Source organism: Streptomyces cellostaticus (assembly GCF_001513965.1).
Lineage (GTDB): Bacteria > Actinomycetota > Actinomycetes > Streptomycetales > Streptomycetaceae > Streptomyces > Streptomyces cellostaticus.
The window spans coordinates 362,957-380,495 of sequence record NZ_KQ948019.1; the positions used below are offsets into that span (position 1 = coordinate 362,957).

General features: G+C 73.3%; 16 protein-coding genes. 9 read left to right on the forward strand and 7 right to left on the reverse strand.

The window, feature by feature from the left end; genetic code table 11:
* The first annotated feature begins 18 nt into the window (after positions 1 to 18).
* The 3 genes from AQI88_RS13190 to fxsA all read left to right on the forward strand — a co-directional run bounded on the left by AQI88_RS13190 (position 19) and on the right by fxsA (position 3,588).
* Positions 19 to 1,620 (forward strand): amidohydrolase, encoded by a 1,602-nt coding sequence (locus AQI88_RS13190; RefSeq protein WP_066997212.1) that lies wholly within the window; start codon positions 19 to 21, stop codon positions 1,618 to 1,620.
* Positions 1,621 to 2,154: 534 nt separating this feature from the next.
* Positions 2,155 to 2,949 (forward strand): polyprenol monophosphomannose synthase, encoded by a 795-nt coding sequence (locus AQI88_RS13195; protein ID WP_066997025.1) that lies wholly within the window; start codon positions 2,155 to 2,157, stop codon positions 2,947 to 2,949.
* 81 nt (positions 2,950 to 3,030) lie between these two features.
* Positions 3,031 to 3,588, forward strand: a complete 558-nt coding sequence (gene fxsA, locus AQI88_RS13200; RefSeq protein WP_066997028.1) for an FxsA family membrane protein — start codon at positions 3,031 to 3,033, stop codon at positions 3,586 to 3,588.
* A gap of 209 nt (positions 3,589 to 3,797) precedes the next feature.
* Here the strand turns inward: fxsA and AQI88_RS13205 are convergent, their stop codons facing one another.
* The 4 genes from AQI88_RS13205 to yczE form a co-directional block, all read right to left on the reverse strand.
* On the reverse strand, positions 3,798 to 4,172 hold the full coding sequence (locus AQI88_RS13205) for an RNA polymerase-binding protein RbpA (protein ID WP_009187548.1): 375 nt from the start codon (positions 4,170 to 4,172) through the stop codon (positions 3,798 to 3,800).
* Between the two features lie 267 nt (positions 4,173 to 4,439).
* Complete coding sequence (locus AQI88_RS13210) at positions 4,440 to 5,786, reverse strand: MFS transporter (RefSeq protein ID WP_066997031.1); 1,347 nt, start codon at positions 5,784 to 5,786, stop codon at positions 4,440 to 4,442.
* A gap of 60 nt (positions 5,787 to 5,846) precedes the next feature.
* On the reverse strand, positions 5,847 to 6,614 hold the full coding sequence (locus AQI88_RS13215; RefSeq protein ID WP_066997034.1) for a glycerophosphodiester phosphodiesterase family protein: 768 nt from the start codon (positions 6,612 to 6,614) through the stop codon (positions 5,847 to 5,849).
* Positions 6,611 to 7,264, reverse strand: coding sequence for a membrane protein YczE (gene yczE, locus AQI88_RS13220; protein WP_066997038.1), 654 nt, complete (start codon positions 7,262 to 7,264; stop codon positions 6,611 to 6,613). The genes AQI88_RS13215 and yczE overlap by 4 nt, the downstream gene beginning before the upstream one ends.
* Positions 7,265 to 7,365: 101 nt before the next feature.
* On the opposite strand from yczE, the gene AQI88_RS13225 reads away from it, so the two are divergent.
* Positions 7,366 to 8,874 carry an SCO1417 family PLP biosynthesis transcription factor gene (locus AQI88_RS13225; protein ID WP_066997041.1) on the forward strand — a complete coding sequence of 503 codons (1,509 nt, stop codon included), beginning with the start codon at positions 7,366 to 7,368 and terminating at the stop codon, positions 8,872 to 8,874.
* 156 nt (positions 8,875 to 9,030) lie between these two features.
* Here the strand turns inward: AQI88_RS13225 and AQI88_RS13230 are convergent, their stop codons facing one another.
* On the reverse strand, positions 9,031 to 10,623 hold the full coding sequence (locus AQI88_RS13230; RefSeq protein ID WP_066997045.1) for a hypothetical protein: 1,593 nt from the start codon (positions 10,621 to 10,623) through the stop codon (positions 9,031 to 9,033).
* Positions 10,624 to 10,663: 40 nt separating this feature from the next.
* A complete protein-coding gene (locus AQI88_RS13235; RefSeq protein ID WP_066997048.1) occupies positions 10,664 to 10,858 on the reverse strand; it encodes a hypothetical protein in 195 nt (64 codons plus the stop codon).
* 263 nt (positions 10,859 to 11,121) lie between these two features.
* On the opposite strand from AQI88_RS13235, the gene AQI88_RS13240 reads away from it, so the two are divergent.
* The 5 genes from AQI88_RS13240 (at position 11,122) to AQI88_RS13260 (ending at position 16,681) form a co-directional block, all read left to right on the forward strand.
* Positions 11,122 to 11,514 (forward strand): ankyrin repeat domain-containing protein, encoded by a 393-nt coding sequence (locus AQI88_RS13240; RefSeq protein WP_066997051.1) that lies wholly within the window; start codon positions 11,122 to 11,124, stop codon positions 11,512 to 11,514.
* Between the two features lie 299 nt (positions 11,515 to 11,813).
* On the forward strand, positions 11,814 to 13,232 hold the full coding sequence (locus tag AQI88_RS13245) for a hypothetical protein (protein WP_066997054.1): 1,419 nt from the start codon (positions 11,814 to 11,816) through the stop codon (positions 13,230 to 13,232).
* A 196-nt stretch (positions 13,233 to 13,428) separates the two neighbouring features.
* Positions 13,429 to 14,559 (forward strand): glycosyltransferase family 4 protein, encoded by a 1,131-nt coding sequence (locus tag AQI88_RS13250; protein WP_066997057.1) that lies wholly within the window; start codon positions 13,429 to 13,431, stop codon positions 14,557 to 14,559.
* Complete coding sequence (locus AQI88_RS13255) at positions 14,556 to 15,737, forward strand: glycosyltransferase (RefSeq protein WP_066997060.1); 1,182 nt, start codon at positions 14,556 to 14,558, stop codon at positions 15,735 to 15,737. Before AQI88_RS13250 ends, AQI88_RS13255 begins: the two co-directional genes overlap by 4 nt.
* Positions 15,734 to 16,681 (forward strand): SGNH/GDSL hydrolase family protein, encoded by a 948-nt coding sequence (locus AQI88_RS13260; RefSeq protein ID WP_079057540.1) that lies wholly within the window; start codon positions 15,734 to 15,736, stop codon positions 16,679 to 16,681. The genes AQI88_RS13255 and AQI88_RS13260 overlap by 4 nt, the downstream gene beginning before the upstream one ends.
* Here AQI88_RS13260 and AQI88_RS42975 read toward each other — a convergent pair.
* On the reverse strand, positions 16,582 to 17,451 hold the full coding sequence (locus AQI88_RS42975) for a 5-oxoprolinase subunit C family protein (RefSeq protein WP_079057541.1): 870 nt from the start codon (positions 17,449 to 17,451) through the stop codon (positions 16,582 to 16,584). The two genes, AQI88_RS13260 and AQI88_RS42975, sit on opposite strands and share 100 nt — an antisense overlap.
* Between the last annotated feature and the right edge of the window lie 88 nt (positions 17,452 to 17,539).

Genomic DNA, 17,539 nt, shown 5'->3' on the forward strand with positions numbered 1-17,539 from the left:
CGCGAGAGACTGTCGGGCATGAGTGAGCAGTCCGCCGACCCCACGACCGTCCTCCTGCGCCGCGGAGAGGTCCACAGCCCCGCCGACCCCTTCGCCACCGCGATGGTGGTGGAGCGCGGCCAGGTCGCCTGGGTCGGTTCCGAGGGCGCCGCCGACGCCTTCGCCGACGGCGTGGACGAGGTCGTCGACCTCGACGGCGCCCTGGTCACCCCGGCCTTCACCGACGCCCATGTGCACACCACCGCCACGGGCCTCGCCCTCACCGGCCTCGACCTGTCGGATGCCCCGTCCCTGGAGACGGCCCTCGCCCTCGTGCGCGACTTCGCCGCCGCCCGCCCGGACGACCGCGTCCTGCTGGGCCACGGCTGGGACGCCGCCCGCTGGCCCGGCGGCCGCCCGCCGACGCGGGCCGAACTCGACGCGGCCACCGGCGGCCGCCCGCTGTACCTCTCCCGCATCGACGTCCACTCGGCGGTCGTCACCACGGCCCTGCTGGACCTGGTGCCCGGTCTCGGCCCGGTGGACGGCCCGCTGACCGCCGACGACCACCACGCCGTACGCGCGGCCGCCCTCGACGCCATCACCCCCGCCCAGCGCGCCGAGGCCCAGCGCACCGCCCTCGGCCACGCCGCCTCCCTCGGCATCGGCTCCGTGCACGAGTGCGGCGGGCCGAAGATCTCCTTTGAAGACGACTTCACGGACCTGCTGAAGCTCTCCGCCCAGGTGCCGGGGCCGCGCGTGATCGGCTACTGGGCCGAGCAGAACGTGCAGAAGGCCCGCGAACTGGGCGCGCACGGAGCCGCCGGCGACCTCTTCGTGGACGGCGCCCTCGGCTCGCACACCGCCTGCCTGCACCAGCCGTACGCCGACGCCGGCCACACGGGCACCGCCTACCTCGATGCCGACGCCGTCGCCACCCACGTCGTCGCCTGCACCGAGGTAGGGCTCCAGGCAGGCTTCCACGCCATCGGCGACGCCGCCGTGGGCGCGGTCGTGGCGGGCGTGCGCGCCGCCGCCGAGAAGGTCGGCCTCGCCCGCGTCCGGGCCGCCCGGCACCGCGTCGAGCACGCCGAGATGCTCACCCCCGAGACCGTCGCCGCCTTCGCCGAACTGGGCCTGATCGCCTCGGTCCAGCCCGCCTTCGACGCGCTCTGGGGCGGCGCGGACGGCATGTACGCCCGGCGTCTCGGCGCCGAGCGGGCCCGCACCCTCAACCCCTTCGCCGCCCTGCTGCGGGCCGGCGTGCCCCTCGCCTTCGGCTCCGACAGCCCGGTCACCCCGCTCGACCCCTGGGGCACGGTCCGCGCCGCCGCCTTCCACCACACCCCCGAGCACCGGGTCTCCGTGCGCGCCGCGTTCACCGCGCACACGCGTGGCGGCTGGCGGGCCATCGGCCGTGACGACGCGGGCGTCCTGGTGCCCGGCGCGCCCGCCGACTACGCCGTCTGGCGAACCGACGAGCTGATCGTGCAGGCCCCCGACGACCGCGTCGCCCGCTGGTCGACCGACCCGCGCTCCGGCACCCCCGGCCTGCCCGACCTGACCCCCGGCCGCGACCTGCCGCTCTGCCTGCGCACCGTGGTGGGCGGACGGACGGTGTTCGTACGCCCGGGCGAGTGATCTCCCGGGGTGGCGCGCCGGTGATCGTTCCCGGCCGCCGCGTCGCCCGACCTGCGCATCCTCCGGTCTCACCCCTCTCGGCAGCATGTTTGCACAGGTCAGGAGGCTGTTGACAGTCGACGGCCGGGGGCCGGTAGGTTCGGCCGAGTCCACCACCGGACGCCCGACCGGGGAGCGTTCGTGCAACTCGTCGCAGCGCCGCTGGGTCAGGGACGGTGTGCCGCACCGGGGCACCGTCACTGGGAGCCAGGCTCAGCGCCCGCGCCGGCGAGGGAACGTTCAGGCCGGTCGGCAAGGTGTGACCCGGGTGGGGCCCGGGCGCTCAGTAGACAACGGCTCTCGGGATCCGCAGCCAGCGGGTCCCAGGTCGGCCCGAAGGGCGCCGGGCCCCCATCCGCCGCGGAGGAAGGTGCCGAAAAGCACGTTCTTACCCCACTCTTGTGGAATAGACACCACCGTACGAACGTGCACGGACGTCATCGCAGGCCGCGGCCACTAAGGTGGGACGCCTGCGTACGACATGAAGGGGCAGCAGTGAACGACGGCGACGGGACCCTCGCGGCCAAGGCCCAGGGGAGGCAGTTCGGTCCGCTCGGCACGGCCTTGGTGATCATTCCGACCTACAACGAGGCGGAGAACATCAAGACCATTGTCGGCCGGGTACGCAAGGCCGTCCCCGAGGCGCACGTACTGGTGGCGGACGACAACAGCCCGGACGGCACCGGCAAGCTCGCCGACGAGCTGGCCGCCGAGGACGACCACGTCCAGGTACTGCACCGCAAGGGCAAGGAGGGCCTGGGCGCCGCCTATCTGGCGGGCTTCCGCTGGGGCCTGGAGCACGGCTACGGCGTGCTGGTCGAGATGGACGCCGACGGCTCCCACCAGCCCGAGGAGCTGCCCCGGCTGCTGACCGCCCTCAAGGGCGCCGACCTGGTGCTCGGCTCCCGCTGGGTGCCCGGCGGCCGGGTGGTCAACTGGCCCAAGTCCCGCGAGTTCATCTCCCGCGGCGGCAGTCTCTACTCCCGCCTCGCCCTCGACCTGCCGCTGCGCGACATCACCGGCGGCTACCGCGCCTTCCGCCGCGAGACCCTGGAGGGCCTCGGCCTGGGCGAGGTCTCCTCGCAGGGCTACTGCTTCCAGGTCGACCTGGCCCGCCGCGCGGTCAAGGCCGGCTACCACGTGGTGGAGGTCCCCATCACTTTCGTCGAGCGCGAACTCGGCGACTCCAAGATGAGCAAGGACATCCTCGTCGAGGCGCTGTGGCGGGTCACCGCCTGGGGCGTCGGGGACCGCGTCGGCAAGCTCAAGGGCAAGGGCAAGCAGGCCTAGCCCTGCCCTAGCCCCGCTTCCACGGCCACGGCTGATCGCCCCCTTATCCCGCGCTGAGCCGCGTCCAGGCACACTGGGGGCATGACGACTGGCGCACCCACCTCTCCGTCCACCGCCCGGCCCCGGCGCTCCCCGCTGCGCAGGTATCTGCCGCTGGGGATCGCCGCGTGGCTGGTGCTGGAGATCTGGCTGCTGACCCAGGTCGCGGGCGCGGCGGGCGGCCTGAGCGTGTTCCTGCTCCTGGTGGCGGGCTTCGTCGCCGGCTCCGTGGTCATCAAGCGGGCGGGCCGCCGCGCCTTCCAGAATCTGAACGAGGCACTGCAACGAGGCGGCTCCCCGTCCGGGAACGGGGGCGGCGGCAACGGCCTGATGATGCTCGGCGGCCTGCTGCTGATCATCCCCGGCCTGATCTCCGACGTGGCGGGCCTCCTTCTGCTGCTCCCGCCGATCCAGAAGGCCGTGAGCCGCTCCGCGGAGAGCGCCCTGGACAAGAGGCTGCGCCGGGCCGCCCCGGGCAGCTTCGGCGACGCCTTCCAGCAGGCCCGCATCCACCGCCCCGACGGGAAGGTCGTCCAGGGCGAGGTGATCAGGGACGACAGCCCCGCGCCGGGGGAGCAGTGGCCGCCGTTGACTCGGTAGGGGAAACCAGCCCGTCCGGCGTTCGAGGACGAGGCCTTTCGGGCCGATGCGGGGGTCTGGGGCCGCCGCCCAGGGCCGGCCATCTTCCACAGACTCACACGCACACATCCACCCCCGAACACACGAAACCGCGGGCGCCGTACGTCTACTCACGTACGGCGCCCGCGGTTGTCAACGTGCGCTGTATCTCCGGCCCAGCCCCGCAGGGACTACGCGGACTTGCGGCTGTCCCTGGGGTGAACCGCGATGTTCATCGCCCCAGAGCGCAGAACCGCCAGGCGCTCCTCGAGGACCTCTTCGAGCTCCTCACGGGTGCGCCGCTCCATCAGCATGTCCCAATGGGTACGCGCGGGCTTGGCCTTCTTCTCTTCAGGGCCGTCGCCGTCCACCAGGAGTGCCGGGGCCCCACAGACCTTGCACTCCCACTCCGGCGGGATCTCCGCCTCGACCGAGAAGGGCATCTCGAAGCGGTGCCCCTTCTCACATGCGTACTCCACGGCCTGGCGCGGAGCCAGGTCGATGCCGCGGTCCGTCTCGTAGCTGGTCACTACGAGGCGCGTACCGCGAAGAGCTCGCTCACTCATGAATCGTGCCTCCCGGGCTTGTCGCCCACAGGACAGGTGTCGCTGTCGTCGTCATCCGGTCAACGTCCGGTCGGCGGTAAAGATTCCCGTTCCGAGTCCCGTTCCGGGTCATGCGTCGCCGTCGTAGCCGCCCCTTGTTCTACCCACAGGCGCCCGGTTTGTCACATCTGCTAGCAGATGTCACCCAGCGTTTCGGCATCTTTGACGCGCAGTAACGGTCCGCCTGGCAGGCCAAACGCGTACACTACCGCCCTTTCGCTCTGAGTGCTAAATCCTGTCCGGAACCGGGTTGCCCGCCTCGCTGATCGCCCGCCGCACCGGAACCCGGGCGAGCAGGACGAAGCCGATGACGAAGAAGGCCACCAGCGAGATGATCGCGGAGCGGTAGCTCCCGGTCAGCTGGTAGGTCACTCCGAACAGCAGCGGGCCGAGCCAGCTCATCCCGCGGTCGCTCATCTCGTACGCGGAGAAGTACTCGGCCTCCTTGCCCGGCGGCACCAGATGCGAGAACAGCGACCGGGACAGGGCCTGACTGCCGCCGAGGACCAGTCCGATCCCGGAGGCCAGCACGAAGAACCACACCGGCGCCCCGGCGGGCAGGAAGTACCCGGCGCCCAGCGTGACCGTCCAGGCCACCAGCGAGCCGAGGATCGTCCGCTTCGCCCCGTAGGTGCGGGCCAGCCGCCCCATGCTCAGGGCACCCACCACGGCCAGCACCTGCACCAGCAGCACCGCCCCGATGAGCGTCGACTGGCTGAGGCCCAGTTCCTCGGAGCCGTAGACCGAGGCCTGGGTGATCACCGTCTGGATGCCGTCGTTGTAGACGAGGTACGCCAGCAGGAAGGCGAGCGTCAGCGGATGGCGGCGCATGTCCCGGACGGTCGCCGCGAGCTGTCGCAGCCCGTTCGAAGTGGCGCGCTCCACGCGCGCGTGCCGGTCACGCAGCTGCCGCAGCGGCACCAGCGTGAAGGCGCCCCACCACAGTCCGGCCGAGGCCAGGCAGACGCGGACCGCGGCCGTCTCGGAGAGGCCGAAGGAGTCGTGCGCCGAGTACAGGACGAGGTTGGCCACGAGCACCAGGGAGCCCGCCGCGTAGCCGAAGGCCCAGCCCCGGGAGGAGATCGCGTCGCGCTGATCGGGCGGGGCGATCTGCGGCAGGTAGGAGTTGTAGAGCATCATCCCGACCGACTGCGCCGCGTTGGCCACGACGAGGAGCACCCCGCCGAGCAGGTAACGGTCGCCGTCCAGGAAGAACATGCCCGTCGTCGCGGCCGCCCCGGTGTACGCCGCCGCCCCGAGCAGCGGCTTCTTGCGGCCCGTGCGGTCGGCCGCGCTGCCCACCAGGGGCATGACGACGACCGCCAGGATCACCGACAGGGACACCGAGTAGGCGAAGAAGGAGCCCGCCCGCACCGGGATGCCCAGCGGATGCACATAGCCGTCGGCGTCCGCCGCCTTCTCGGCGACCGAGGTGAGGTACGGGCCGAGGAACACGGTCAGGACGCTCGTCGAATAGACCGAGCACGCCCAGTCGTAGAAGTACCAGCCGCGCTGTTCGCGCCGCAGTCCGGCGGCCTCGTCGGCCGCCTGTGCCCGCACGGTGTCGGTGCCCACCCGTGCCCTCGCTTCCCCGCTGAAGTGCCGTGCGAAGGCGCGGTCCGGGTGGTCCGGGTGTCAGACCCAGACGCCGCGGTCCTCCATGACCTTGCGCAACATGTCGATGTGATCGGTCATGATGCCATCGACGCCCAGGTCCAGGAGCCGGTGCATCCGCTCCGGTTCGTTGATGGTCCACACGTGCACCTGCAGCCCGAGCGCGTGGGCGGCCCGCACGAAGCGGTGGTCGACCACCGGGACGCCCGACTGGGCCTCGGGCACCTGCGCGGCGACGGCGGACCGGCGCACCGCGGCCGGCAGCCCCCAGGAGCGCAGCCGCAGGTTGAGCACCCCGCGCGTGCCGAAGGAGGTGGCCAGCCGCGGCCCGGCCAGCCGCTGGGCCCGCAGCACCCGCGCCTCGGAGAAGGAGCCCACGCAGACCCGGTCCCAGGCCTCCGTCCGCTCGATCAGCTCCAGCAGCGGCCGCAGGGCCGGCTCCGCCTTGACGTCCACGTTCCAGCGGACCTCTGGGAAGGTCTCCAGCAGTTCCTCGAAGAGGGGGACCGGTTCCTGCCCTCCCACGCGCGCGTGCCGTACGTCCTCCCACGGCAGGTCGGCGATGCGGCCGGCCCCGTCGGTGACCCGGTCCAGCGTCGAGTCGTGGAAGGCGACGAGCCTGCCGTCCGCCGTCGCGTGCACATCGGTCTCGATGTACCGGTAGCCCAGCTCTACCGCGCGCCGGAACTGCGCCGCTGTGTTCTCCAGCCCGTCCGCCGCCCCGCCGCGGTGGGCGAAGGCGATGGGGCCGGGATGATCGAGATAGGGGTGGCGTATCGCGGTGGTCACGGACGCAGTATGGCCCCTTCCGGTTGCCCGGTGGCAACGACCGTGCTGCGCTCCGGTGCCGGAGGGGCGGCGAACACGCGCAGGAAGAACTGGGCGAGCGGGCCGATGGACAGCGCGTAGAGCACGGTGCCGACGCCGACGGTGCCGCCGAGGGCGAAGCCGGTCGCGACGACGGTGACCTCGACGGCGGTGCGGATCAGCCGGATCGAGCGGCCCGTGCGCCGGTGCAGCCCGGTCATCAGGCCGTCGCGCGGGCCCGGCCCGAAGTCGGCGGAGATGTAGAGGCCGGTCGCCACGCCGTTGAGCACGACGCCCGCGACGAGAAGGGAAGCCCGGACCGCCAGGGAGTGCGCCTCCGGGACCGCGGCCAGCGTGGCGTCCATCACGAAGCCGATCACCAGGACATTGGAGACGGTGCCGAGCCCCGGGCGCTGCCGCAGCGGGATCCACAGCAGCAGGACGGCCGCCCCCACCAGGGTCAGCGCCAGACCCATGCTGAGCCCGGTGAGTTCGGCGAGACCCTGGTGCAGCACGTTCCAGGGCTCGAGCCCGAGATCCGCCCTCACGATGAGAGCGGCACTCGCGCCGTACAGCGCAAGACCGGCATACAGCTGGAACAGACGGCGTCCGAGCCGACTGTGAGTGGACACGACATACCCCCCTGGGTGGTGGCGGTGGCCTGATGCATGACACTCTGTGGCTTGGGATGGAAACCCATCCATGGCCAATTCGGGGAAGGTGGACTGATCTCATGGCGCAGTGGACCTCAGCGGTGGGAGCCGCCCAGCTCGCCCGGCTCCTCAACTCCCAGCAGGACCGCCCGGCCGGCCCCGGCACGCGCCGTCCGCCCGCCTACCGCGCCCTCGCCGACGGCATCCGGCTACTGGTGCTCGAAGGGCGCGTCCCCGTGGCGGCCCGCCTTCCCGCCGAGCGCGAACTCGCCCTCGCCCTCTCGGTCAGCCGCACCACGGTCGCCGCCTCCTACGAGGCGCTGCGCACCGAGGGCTTCCTGGAGTCCCGGCGCGGCGCGGGCAGCTGGACCGCCGTGCCGGCGGGCAACCCGCTTCCCGCGCGGGGCCTGGAACCCCTGCCCCCGGAGGCCCTCGGCTCGGTCATCGACCTGGGCTGTGCCTCGCTCCCGGCTCCCGAGCCGTGGCTCACCCGTGCGGTCCAGGGCGCGCTGGAGGAACTGCCCCCTTACGCCCACACGCACGGCGACTACCCGGCCGGACTGCCGGCCCTGCGCTCGATGATCGCCGAGCGCTACACCGCGCGCGGGATCCCCACCATGCCCGAGCAGATCATGGTGACGACCGGGGCGATGGGCGCCATCGACGCGATCTGTCACCTCTTCGCGGGCCGCGGCGAACGCATCGCCGTCGAGTCGCCGTCCTACGCCAACATCCTCCAGCTGATGCGGGAGGCGGGCGCGCGGCTCGTGCCGGTCGCGATGGCCGAGGGGCTGACCGGCTGGGACCTGGACCGCTGGCGCCAGGTCCTGCGCGAGGCCGCGCCCCGGCTCGCCTACGTCGTCGCCGACTTCCACAACCCGACCGGCGCGCTCGCCGACGAGGACCAGCGGCGCCGGCTGGTGGATGCGGCCCGCTCGGCCGGGACCGTCCTCGTCGCCGACGAGACGATGAGCGAGTTGTGGCTCGACGACGGGTTCAAGGGCGGCGGGATGCCGCGTCCGGTCTGCGGCTTCGACCCGGCCGGCTCGACCGTCATCACGGTCGGCTCGGCGAGCAAGGCGTTCTGGGCCGGCATGCGGATCGGCTGGGTGCGGGCGGCACCGGACGTGATCCGCAGCCTGGTCGCTGCGCGTGCGTACGCCGACCTGGGCACCCCCGTTCTGGAGCAGCTGGCCGTGAACTGGCTGTTCAGCACGGGGGGTTGGGAGCAGGCCGTGGACGTGCGCCGCGTTCAGGCCCGGGAGAACCGGGATGCCTTGGTGGCCGCGGTGCGCCGCGAACTGCCCGACTGGGAGTTCGAGATCCCCCAGGGTGGTCTGACCCTGTGGGTCCGCGCCGGCGGCCTTTCGGGATCGAGGCTGGCCGAGGCGGGGGAGCGGGTCGGTGTCCGCGTCCCCTCGGGCCCCCGCTTCGGCGTGGACGGCGCCTTCGAGGGCTACGTACGCCTCCCGTTCACGGTCGGGGGAGCGGTGGCGGAGGAGGCGGCGGCGCGGCTGGCGGCGGCGGCGCGGCTGGTGGAGACCGGGGCGACGGGGGGCACGGAGCCGCCGCGCACGTTCGTGGCGTAGCCGCGCCGGCTGCCGTCTGTCCTTCGGGTGCGGGTGCGGGTGCGGGTGCGTGGGGGCTGGTCGCGCAGTTCCCTGCGCCCCTTCAGGGCGCTCGCAGCGGCGCCCCGCAAGCGCGGGCAAGCGAAATTCCCCCGCTCATCCCCAGCCGACGGCCGCCTACGAACTCTCGGCAGCCACAGCCTTCGCGGCCAACGGTTCCGTCTCCACCGGCGCGGCCTCGACGGGAGTCGTTCGCGTCGGCAGCAACCCCAGCACCGCCTGCCGGTCGGCCTCGCTGGTCGCCTCGTCGTACGGGTCCGGAGTCGAAGGCACCTGAAGCCGATGCACCGGCCCGGACCCCAGCCGCGCGTACCCCCGCCCCGGCGGCACGTGCGCCGGTGGCGTCGTGTGCGGCGGCATCCCGAGCGCCGCCGCCACCTGCTCGGGCGCCGCAGGTCCCAGCACGACACGCGCCCGGGTGTGCTGCCGTACCGCCTCGCTCAATGACCCGGCACTGTCGAACTGCTCGGCCACGGCCACGGTCACGTTCGCCGCACGGCCGTGCCGCAGCGGCACCTGGAGCAGCGCCTGCGGATCCTTGCGGCCGTCCGTCGTGGCGAGGTGGGTGAAGACGGTCGGACGGTCCAGGAGGATCCACAGCGGACGCCGGGTGTCCTCGGGCGGCAGGTCGCCCGCCTGCCGCGCCCGGTTGACGGCGATCAGTCGCCGCTCGGTCTCTTGTGCGGCCCACTCCAGGCTGGCCAGTGCCCCGGCCGGTGCACACTCCACGGCCAGTACGCCGTCCCGGCCGATCAGGCAGGCGTACTCGCCGGTGCCGCCGCCGTCGACGATCAGTACGTCGCCGTACTGGAGGGCCTGCAGGGCGATCGAGCGCAGCAGGGTGGAGGTGCCGCTGCCGGGGTGGCCCATGGCCAGCAGGTGCGGCTCGGTGGAGCGCAGGCCGGTGCGCCAGACGACCGGCGGGACGTCGCGCTGTTCCTCTCCGTAGGAGAGGGGGAGCGTACGCCGCACTTCGCTCGGGTCGGTGAAGCCGAGGACCGTCTCGCCGGGCGCGGTGACGAAGCGCTGGGCGGCGATGTCGGTGGGCAGCGGGGCGAGGGCGGTCACCGTCAGCCGGTTGCCCTCCTCGTCCCAGGCGAAGTGGTACTCGCGGCCCCGCCCGGCCTTCGCGGTGAGCAGCTGTTCGATCCGCGCGCGGGCCTCGGGCTCGCCGTCCGGGAAGTACGCGGGGTAGCGGATCACGAGGTGGCCGACGCGCCCGCCGTCGCTGAACTCGTGTGCGGCGAAGGCCTTTTCCCACTCCCCGCCGTGCGCGTACAGCGGCGCTGGATCCTCGGCGGCGGAGAAGTGCGGAACCAGGGCCTCGTACAGGGACCGGAGCCGCTCGGTCTGCGACTCGTCCGGCCCTTCGGGCGCCCGTGGGGTGCGATCGCGGCCCTGCCAGGCCGCTGCCGCCATCAGGGTGATGGCGGCGAGCAGTGGCCCGTACGGCACCAGCGCCACGACCAGGACCACGGAGGCCGCCACGAACAGCAGCGGACCGCGCTTGTCCTTGGGTGTCCCGGCCCACTTGCGCCGCCCGGCCGAGGCCAGCAGGCGCAGCCCGCGCGAGATGGTGATCAGCGGGTGGAGGACGTCGGTGGCGCTGTCGGCCGCCGTCCGGGCCAGCTCCCGGCTCCGGGCGATCTGCATCCGGGCGATCTGCGCGCTGTCTTTGCTCAGAATGCGGGGGAGAGGGCGCCGGGCCACTGTTGTCTCCTGTTGGTGCGTACGGGCTGGACGGGCGGCGTCAGAACTTGATGCCGCCGAGGAGGCTCGCCAGGCTCTCGCCGCCCGCCTTGATACTGGGAGCGATGCCCGTGCTGGCCAGGTAGAAGCCGAACAGGGCCGAGGTGAACGCGTGCGAACCCTTCAGGCCGTCCTTGCGGAAGAAGAGGAAGACGACGACGCCGAGCAGCATGACGCCTGAGATGGAGAGGATCATTCGAGTCTCCTGGTGTCGAGAGGGGACAGTCACCATGAGTACTTCCAGGATCACAGGATGTATCTATACGATAAAAGGTGCAACTGGGTGAAATCGTGAGCATTTCCCCCGGGTGGTGGAGCCGTCCATGGCCGGTTGAGCAGGGCGCTTGCATCCGGCGGGCTCTGCAGTGATCTTTACCTCGGGCACATCGGGTCATGTGAGGCGCGAGCCAGTACTCTTGCGATTCACCTGAACGGTTGTAATGAGAGGCGGTCCGGTCAATGAGCGAAGCCCCCGACCCCGAGGTCGTGGAGCTGGCGACCAAGATCTTCGATCTGGCGCGGCAGGGGCAGACCGAGGAGCTCGTGGCGTACGTCGACGCGGGTGTTCCGGCCAGCCTCACCAACGACCGCGGGGACTCCCTCGTCATGCTCGCCGCCTACCACGGTCACGCCGACGCGGTACGTGTCCTGCTCGCCCGGGGCGCGGAGGCGAACCGGATCAACGACCGAGGACAGACCCCGCTCGCGGGGGCCGTCTTCAAGGGGGAGAAAGAAGTGATCAGGGCCCTCCTGGAGGGTGGCGCCGACCCTGCCGCGGGAACTCCCTCGGCCGTCGACACGGCGCGCATGTTCGGCAAGACGGAACTCCTGGAGCTGTTCGGCGCACACTGACGCGCACGTCCTGACCAGGTACGCACAGAAAACGGGGGAGGCGGTAAAGGGCCGCCGGAAATACGGTCGCGGCAGCACACACCGCGGGTCATCATGACGACGTGATTCACGGACGCGATGGCTGGGCAGGTGTTGCCGCACCGCGCGGACCGTGATGCGGTCCGCATGGGCCACCGACGAGAGGCAGAGAGAAATGGTCTACAGCAAGCAAGAGACGGCGGGCGCTCCGACGTTGTGTCACGCGGCCAGGTAATGCGTGTTTTCCGGTTGCGTCGACGCTTGATGTGAGGCTGTTTCCCATGTTCGATCCGGTCATAGCGCCCAGCGGTACGCTGCTCGGCCTGCTCCAGCGCGGCCGCGGCGACGGCACGCTGCACGCGCTCACCGCCCCGCGCGCGGAAGCGCTCGCGGCCCTGAACCACTGTGTGCTCCGCGACCCCCGCCACGACTGGCAGGTGGAGAACCGCTCCCTGTACTACGCCCGGCTCTACCTCGACCTGAACGGCGAGCTGGACGCCGTCGAGGCGCACCTCTTCGACTCCGAGGACGTCCTCGACACCGACGAGTCCCGCACCGGCCTCGCGCTGGCCGTCCTCGGGCACCTCGCCTCCTACGGCAGGTGGGACGCCCTCGAACTGCTGCGCAGGTACGCCGCCCACGGCTCCAACTGGGCCTGGGCCCTGGACGAGCTGGCCCTGAGGGACGACGACGCGGGCCTGCGCGCCCTCGCCGCCCCCGTCCTGGCCCGCTTCGCCACCGATCCCGAGGGCGAGGCCGAGCTGGCCGTCGCCGTGCGCGACGCCTTCGAGCCGAGGCCCTGGCGGCTGTGGGCCGAGGATCCGCGCGAATCCATCGCCACGCGTGTGCGTGCCGCCCAGGAAACCGGCTGTTTCGACCGCTGGCAGCGCCAGATGCGGCCCACCGGGCCCCGGCCCGGATGGAGCGTGCGAGCCGTCTTCGAGTGGGCCCAGCAGGGCATCGAACGCGGCGCCGCCCTCCATGTGCCGGCCGCCCGCTGCCTGGCCGCCGTGGCCGGCCCCGAGGACCGGGGGGAGATCCTCCAGGCCGCCAGGAACGGCACCGACGGCGCCCGCTGCACAGCACTGCGCTACCTCGCCGACAGCAACGACCCCGCCGCCCTCGACCTGATCGAGGCCGCCGTCGCCGACGGACCGGCGGTCGTCGTGGAGGCCGCCGTCGACGCCTTCGAACGGATGCGCAGCATCGCCGCCGTCGACCGCGCGCGCGGCTGGGCCCAGCGCCCCGACGTCCTCGGCGCCGCCGCCGGACGCATGCTGGCCTGCCGCGGCGGAGCCCAGGACAGCGACCTCGTCCTCGGCGCCCTGCGCGAGGCCGTACGCGGCGAAGGCCCCGACGCGCCCACCCTGTGGACCCTGGTCGACGGCACCGGACGGCTCGGCATCGCCTGCGCCGCCCCCGTGCTGCGCCACATCTACCGGGAGACGGCCTCCTCCCATCTCCGCGGCCGCGCCGCCCGCGCCCTGGCCGCCACCGACCCCTCCTTCGCCGCCGGCTTCGCCGTCGAATGCCTGTGGGACTGCGAGGAGACCACCCGGGAGATCGCCGCCCGGCACGCCGAGACCGGTGACGCCCGGGTCGTCGAGCGACTGCGCCGCCTGGCCGCCGACCCGGCCGAGGAGGACGAGGTACAGACGGCGGTCCGCAGCCGCTTCGGGCCGGACGCGCAAGCCATGTGACCCCACCGGGCGCCGTCGTACGCGGCCGGGACGGGCGGGAGACCGCCCGCCGGGTGAACACGGGGTGACCCGGAGGTCAGGCGGGCATGGCGGCCGTCTGACCTGCTCGGGTGTGCAGACCAACGCTCATGGGACGTTCCCCGTCCGGAAAGATCGACGTTGACGCGGCCACGTCCGGCGCGGCGACAACACCCGTATGCGTGTCGTCATCGTGACCGAATCCTTTCCCCCCGATGTGAACGGCGTTGCCCACTGCGCGCTCCAGACCGCCCGGCACCTCGTGGATCGCGGCCACCTCCCGCTCGTCGTCGCGCCGGCCACCGCGCCCGGCACCAAGGCCGACGCCCTCGAGGCGCCGTGCCCCGTCGTCCGTGTCCCCTCCCTCCCGCTCCCCGGCTACCCCCAGGTCCGCGTCGCCCTCCCCAGCCGGCGCCTGGCCGCGGCGCTCACCGAGCACCGCGCCGACGTGGTCCACCTGGCCAGTCCCTTCGTCCTCGGCGTCCGCGGCATGGCCGCCGCCGCCCGGCTCGGCATCCCCGCCGTCGCCGTCTACCAGACCGACCTGGCCGGCTACGCCCGTACGTACATGGGCGCCGGCGAGGCGGCCGCCTGGCGCCGGATCCGCTCCGTGCACTCCGCCGCCGACCGCACCCTGGCACCGTCCAGCGCGGCCCTGAACGACCTGGAGGCGCACGGCGTGCCCCGGGTACGGCTGTGGCAGCGGGGCGTGGACACCGTCCGTTTCCGGCCGGACCACCGCAACGAGGCGCTGCGCCGCGAGCTCGCCCCGAACGGCGAGCTGATCGTCGGCTACGTCGGCCGGCTCGCCCCCGAGAAGCAGATCGAACTCCTCGCCGGAGTCTGCGGCCTGGACGGCGTACGGGTCGTGGTCGTGGGCGACGGGCCCAGCCACGTCCAGCTCACCGATGCCCTGCCCGGCGCGGTCTTCCTGGGCCGCCGCACCGGCGACGACCTCGCCCGCATCTTCGCTTCACTGGACCTGTTCGTGCACACCGGCCCCTTCGAGACCTTCTGCCAGACCGTCCAGGAGGCCATGGCCAGCGGAGTGCCGGTGGTCGCCCCCGCCGCCGGCGGCCCGCTCGACCTGGTCGACCACGGCCGCACCGGACTGCTCGTCCCGCCACGCGACGCGGACGCGGTACGCGATGCCGTACGCACCCTGGCCGCCGACCCCGGCCTGCGGGCCGCATACGGCGCCGCCGGACGGGCCACGGTCGAGGGCCGCACCTGGGCCGCCATCGGCGACCAGCTGATCGCGCACTACGAAGACGTGCTCGCGGCACGCAGGACGGCGGTGGCGGCATGACCGGCACGCCCCTGCGCATCGTGCGGCTCGCCAACTTCGTCGCCCCCTCCTCCGGCGGCCTGCGCACGGCCCTGCGCGAACTGGGCAGGGGCTTCCGGGCCGCGGGTCACGAGCCGGTGCTGATCGTGCCGGGCGAGCGGCACACCGACCGCGACACCGAGCAGGGCCGGGTCATCACTTTGCCCGGACCGCTGTTGCCCGGCACCGGCGGCTACCGCGTCCTGACCGACAAGCGGCGCGTGGCCGCGCTCCTGGAGGAACTGGCCCCGGACCGCCTGGAGGTCTCCGACCGCACGACCCTGCGCTGGACCGGCCGCTGGGCCCGCCGCGCGCGGGTGCCCGCCGTGATGGTCTCCCACGAGACCGCCGACGGCGTGCTGCGCACCTGGGGCCTGTCCGAGAACCTGTCCCGCCGGGCCGCCGATGCCCTCAACACCCGTACCGCACACGTCTACTCGCGGGTCGTGTGCACCACGGAGTTCGCCGAGCGCGAGTTCATACGCATCGGTGCGCGCAACGTCGTACGCGCCCCCCTGGGGGTCGACCTGATGGAGCGGCACCCCGCGCTGCGCGACCCACGGTTGCGCGCACTGCACGCGCGCGTGCCCGAGGCATTGCTCGTGATGTGCTCCCGGCTGTCCGTGGAGAAGCGGCCCGGCACGGCCCTGGACGCTGTGGAGGCCCTGCTGCGGCGCGGGCGGCGGGTCGTGCTGGTGGTGGCCGGGGACGGGCCGCTGCGGGTGCGCCTGGAGCAGCGTGCGCGCGAGCGCGGGCTGCCGGTGACCTTCCTGGGGCACGTCTCCGACCGCCCCCTCCTCGGCGCCCTCCAGGCATCGGCCGACGTGTGCCTGGCGCCCGGGCCGGCCGAGACCTTCGGCCTGGCCGCACTGGAGGCCATGGCGTGCGGGACGCCCGTGGTGGCGAGCGCGTCGTCGGCGCTGCCCGAGGTGATCGGATCCGCGGGGGCGACGGCGGCCGACTGCGGGGAGGCGTTCGCGGACGCCGTGGAGCTGCTCCTGTCGCGCTCCGAACCCGAGCGGCGGGAGGCGGCACGCGCGCGTGCGGAGTGCTTCGGGTGGGCAACGGCCGTGGAGGCCTTCATGGCGGCCCACGACGCGGAGGTGCTCAGGCGCGACGACGCCCCGGCCCGGCCCGCCGCCCGGGAAGGTGTGGCATGAGAACCGTCCGTTTCGTGGCCCTCGGTGACTCGCTGACCGAGGGCGTGGGCGACCCCGTCGGGGACGGCTGGCGGGGCTGGGCCGCGCTGCTCGCCGGCTCACTCGCCGAGGACGCCGGGCAGGTGGAGTTCACCAACCTCGCCGTGAGCGGGGCCCAGACGCGCGACGTGCTCGAACGGCAGACCCCGGCCGGTCTCGCACTGCGCCCGGACCTGGTGGCCGTGGTCATCGGCGTCAACGACACGCTGCGCTGCACTTTCGACATCCACGCGGTGGCCGAACGCCTCGACCAGGTGTACGCGGCCTTCGCCGGGCAGGGCGCCACCCTGCTCACCGCGTGTCTGCCCGACCCCGGCGCGATGCTGCGCCTCCCGGGCGCCCTCGCCCGCCCGCTCGCGCGTCGGCAGCGGGCGGTCAACGCGGTCGTCCACGCGCTGTCCGACCGGTACGGAGCCGTCCATCTGCATGCCTCGGAGGGCGCCTGGCTCACCGACCGCGCCCTGTGGAGCGCGGACCGGCTGCACCCGGGCGAACGCGGCCACCGGCAGCTCGCGGTCCGCTCCCACGCCCTGCTGATGGAGCTGGGCCGTGCCACCGGGGCGCCGCCGTCACCCGAACCGGAGTTCCCCTCCCCGACCCGGTCGGCGAGCCTGTGGTGGCTCGCCACCGCCGGTACCGGCTGGGTGGTCCGGCGGTGCTCCGATCTGCTGCCCCAGCTGCTGCGGCTGGCAGCCGACGAGATCCGGCACCGCGCGCGCGGCACCAGCGCCCGCCTCGACCTGCGCGCGTCCGCCGCCGTGTCCGAGGCGCTGGCCGCCCTGTCGACGACCGCCGGCGCCGAGGCTCAGCGGCGCCGTACCGCCACGAACCGTACCGGGGTGCCCGGTACCGCCTGTGCGGCCGCGGACAGGTCGGCTGCGCGGACCACGGCGATCACCGGGTAGCCCCCGGTGGTCGGATGGTCGGCCAGGAACACCACCGGACGGCCGTCCGGTGGGACCTGGACCGCACCGAGCACCATGCCCTCGCTGGGGAGTTCACCGGGCCGGGCCCGCTGAAGGGCGGGTCCCTCGGTACGCAGGCCTATCCGGTTGCTCGCCGAGGACACCCGGTACGCGCGCGTGGTGAGATCCCGGACCGCGCGCGCCGTGAACCACTCGTCCCGCGGTCCCAGGGTCACCCGGAGCACCAGTTCGGCCGGCGGACGCGGCTGCGGGGCGGCGTCCACGCGCGCGGGAGGGCCCGCCGGGGTGCCGAGCGGCAGCACCATGCCGTCCGCGAGCGGCGCCGGGCCGAGGCCGGACAGCAGGTCGGTGGCGCGGCTGCCGAGGACCGGCTCCACGGCTATGCCGCCGGAGACGGCCACGTAGGCGCGCACACCGGCCACGGCCGTCCCCACCTCCAGCAGTTCACCGGCCGGTACGACCAGCGGGGCGCCCCACGCCGCTGGGCGGCCGCCCACCGTCACCGGGCACGGCGCGCCCCCTACCGCCACGGTCACCCTCGAACGGGGGCGCAGCGCACAGCCGTTGAGCGTGGTCTCCAGGACGGCCGCGTCCGGCGGATTGCCGGCCAGCCGGTTGACGAGGGCCGCCGCGTGCGGGTCGAGCGCCCCGGAGCGGGGCACACCGAGGTGCGCGTACCCGGGCCGCCCGCGGTCCTGCACGGTGGTCAGCGCCCCGGCCCGCACGACGACGAGCGCACGGTCGGTCATGCGTCCTCCCGGGGAACGCGGCGCGAGCACGCGCGGTCGGTCATGCGTCCTCCACGGATGACGCGGGGCGAGTACGCGCGGCCGGCCC

Bases quoted from the DNA above. Each gene is read 5' to 3' on its own strand.
- AQI88_RS13190 (WP_066997212.1), top strand. From the start codon at position 19: ATGAGTGAGCAGTCCGCCGACCCCACGACCGTCCTCCTGCGCCGCGGA.
- fxsA (WP_066997028.1), top strand. From the start codon at position 3,031: ATGACGACTGGCGCACCCACCTCTCCGTCCACCGCCCGGCCCCGGCGC.
- AQI88_RS13205 (WP_009187548.1), bottom strand. From the start codon at position 4,172: ATGAGTGAGCGAGCTCTTCGCGGTACGCGCCTCGTAGTGACCAGCTAC.
- AQI88_RS13225 (WP_066997041.1), top strand. From the start codon at position 7,366: ATGGCGCAGTGGACCTCAGCGGTGGGAGCCGCCCAGCTCGCCCGGCTC.
- AQI88_RS13235 (WP_066997048.1), bottom strand. From the start codon at position 10,858: ATGATCCTCTCCATCTCAGGCGTCATGCTGCTCGGCGTCGTCGTCTTC.
- AQI88_RS13240 (WP_066997051.1), top strand. From the start codon at position 11,122: ATGAGCGAAGCCCCCGACCCCGAGGTCGTGGAGCTGGCGACCAAGATC.
- AQI88_RS13245 (WP_066997054.1), top strand. From the start codon at position 11,814: ATGTTCGATCCGGTCATAGCGCCCAGCGGTACGCTGCTCGGCCTGCTC.
- AQI88_RS13250 (WP_066997057.1), top strand. From the start codon at position 13,429: ATGCGTGTCGTCATCGTGACCGAATCCTTTCCCCCCGATGTGAACGGC.
- AQI88_RS13255 (WP_066997060.1), top strand. From the start codon at position 14,556: ATGACCGGCACGCCCCTGCGCATCGTGCGGCTCGCCAACTTCGTCGCC.
- AQI88_RS13260 (WP_079057540.1), top strand. From the start codon at position 15,734: ATGAGAACCGTCCGTTTCGTGGCCCTCGGTGACTCGCTGACCGAGGGC.
- AQI88_RS42975 (WP_079057541.1), bottom strand. From the start codon at position 17,451: ATGACCGACCGTGCGCTCGTCGTCGTGCGGGCCGGGGCGCTGACCACC.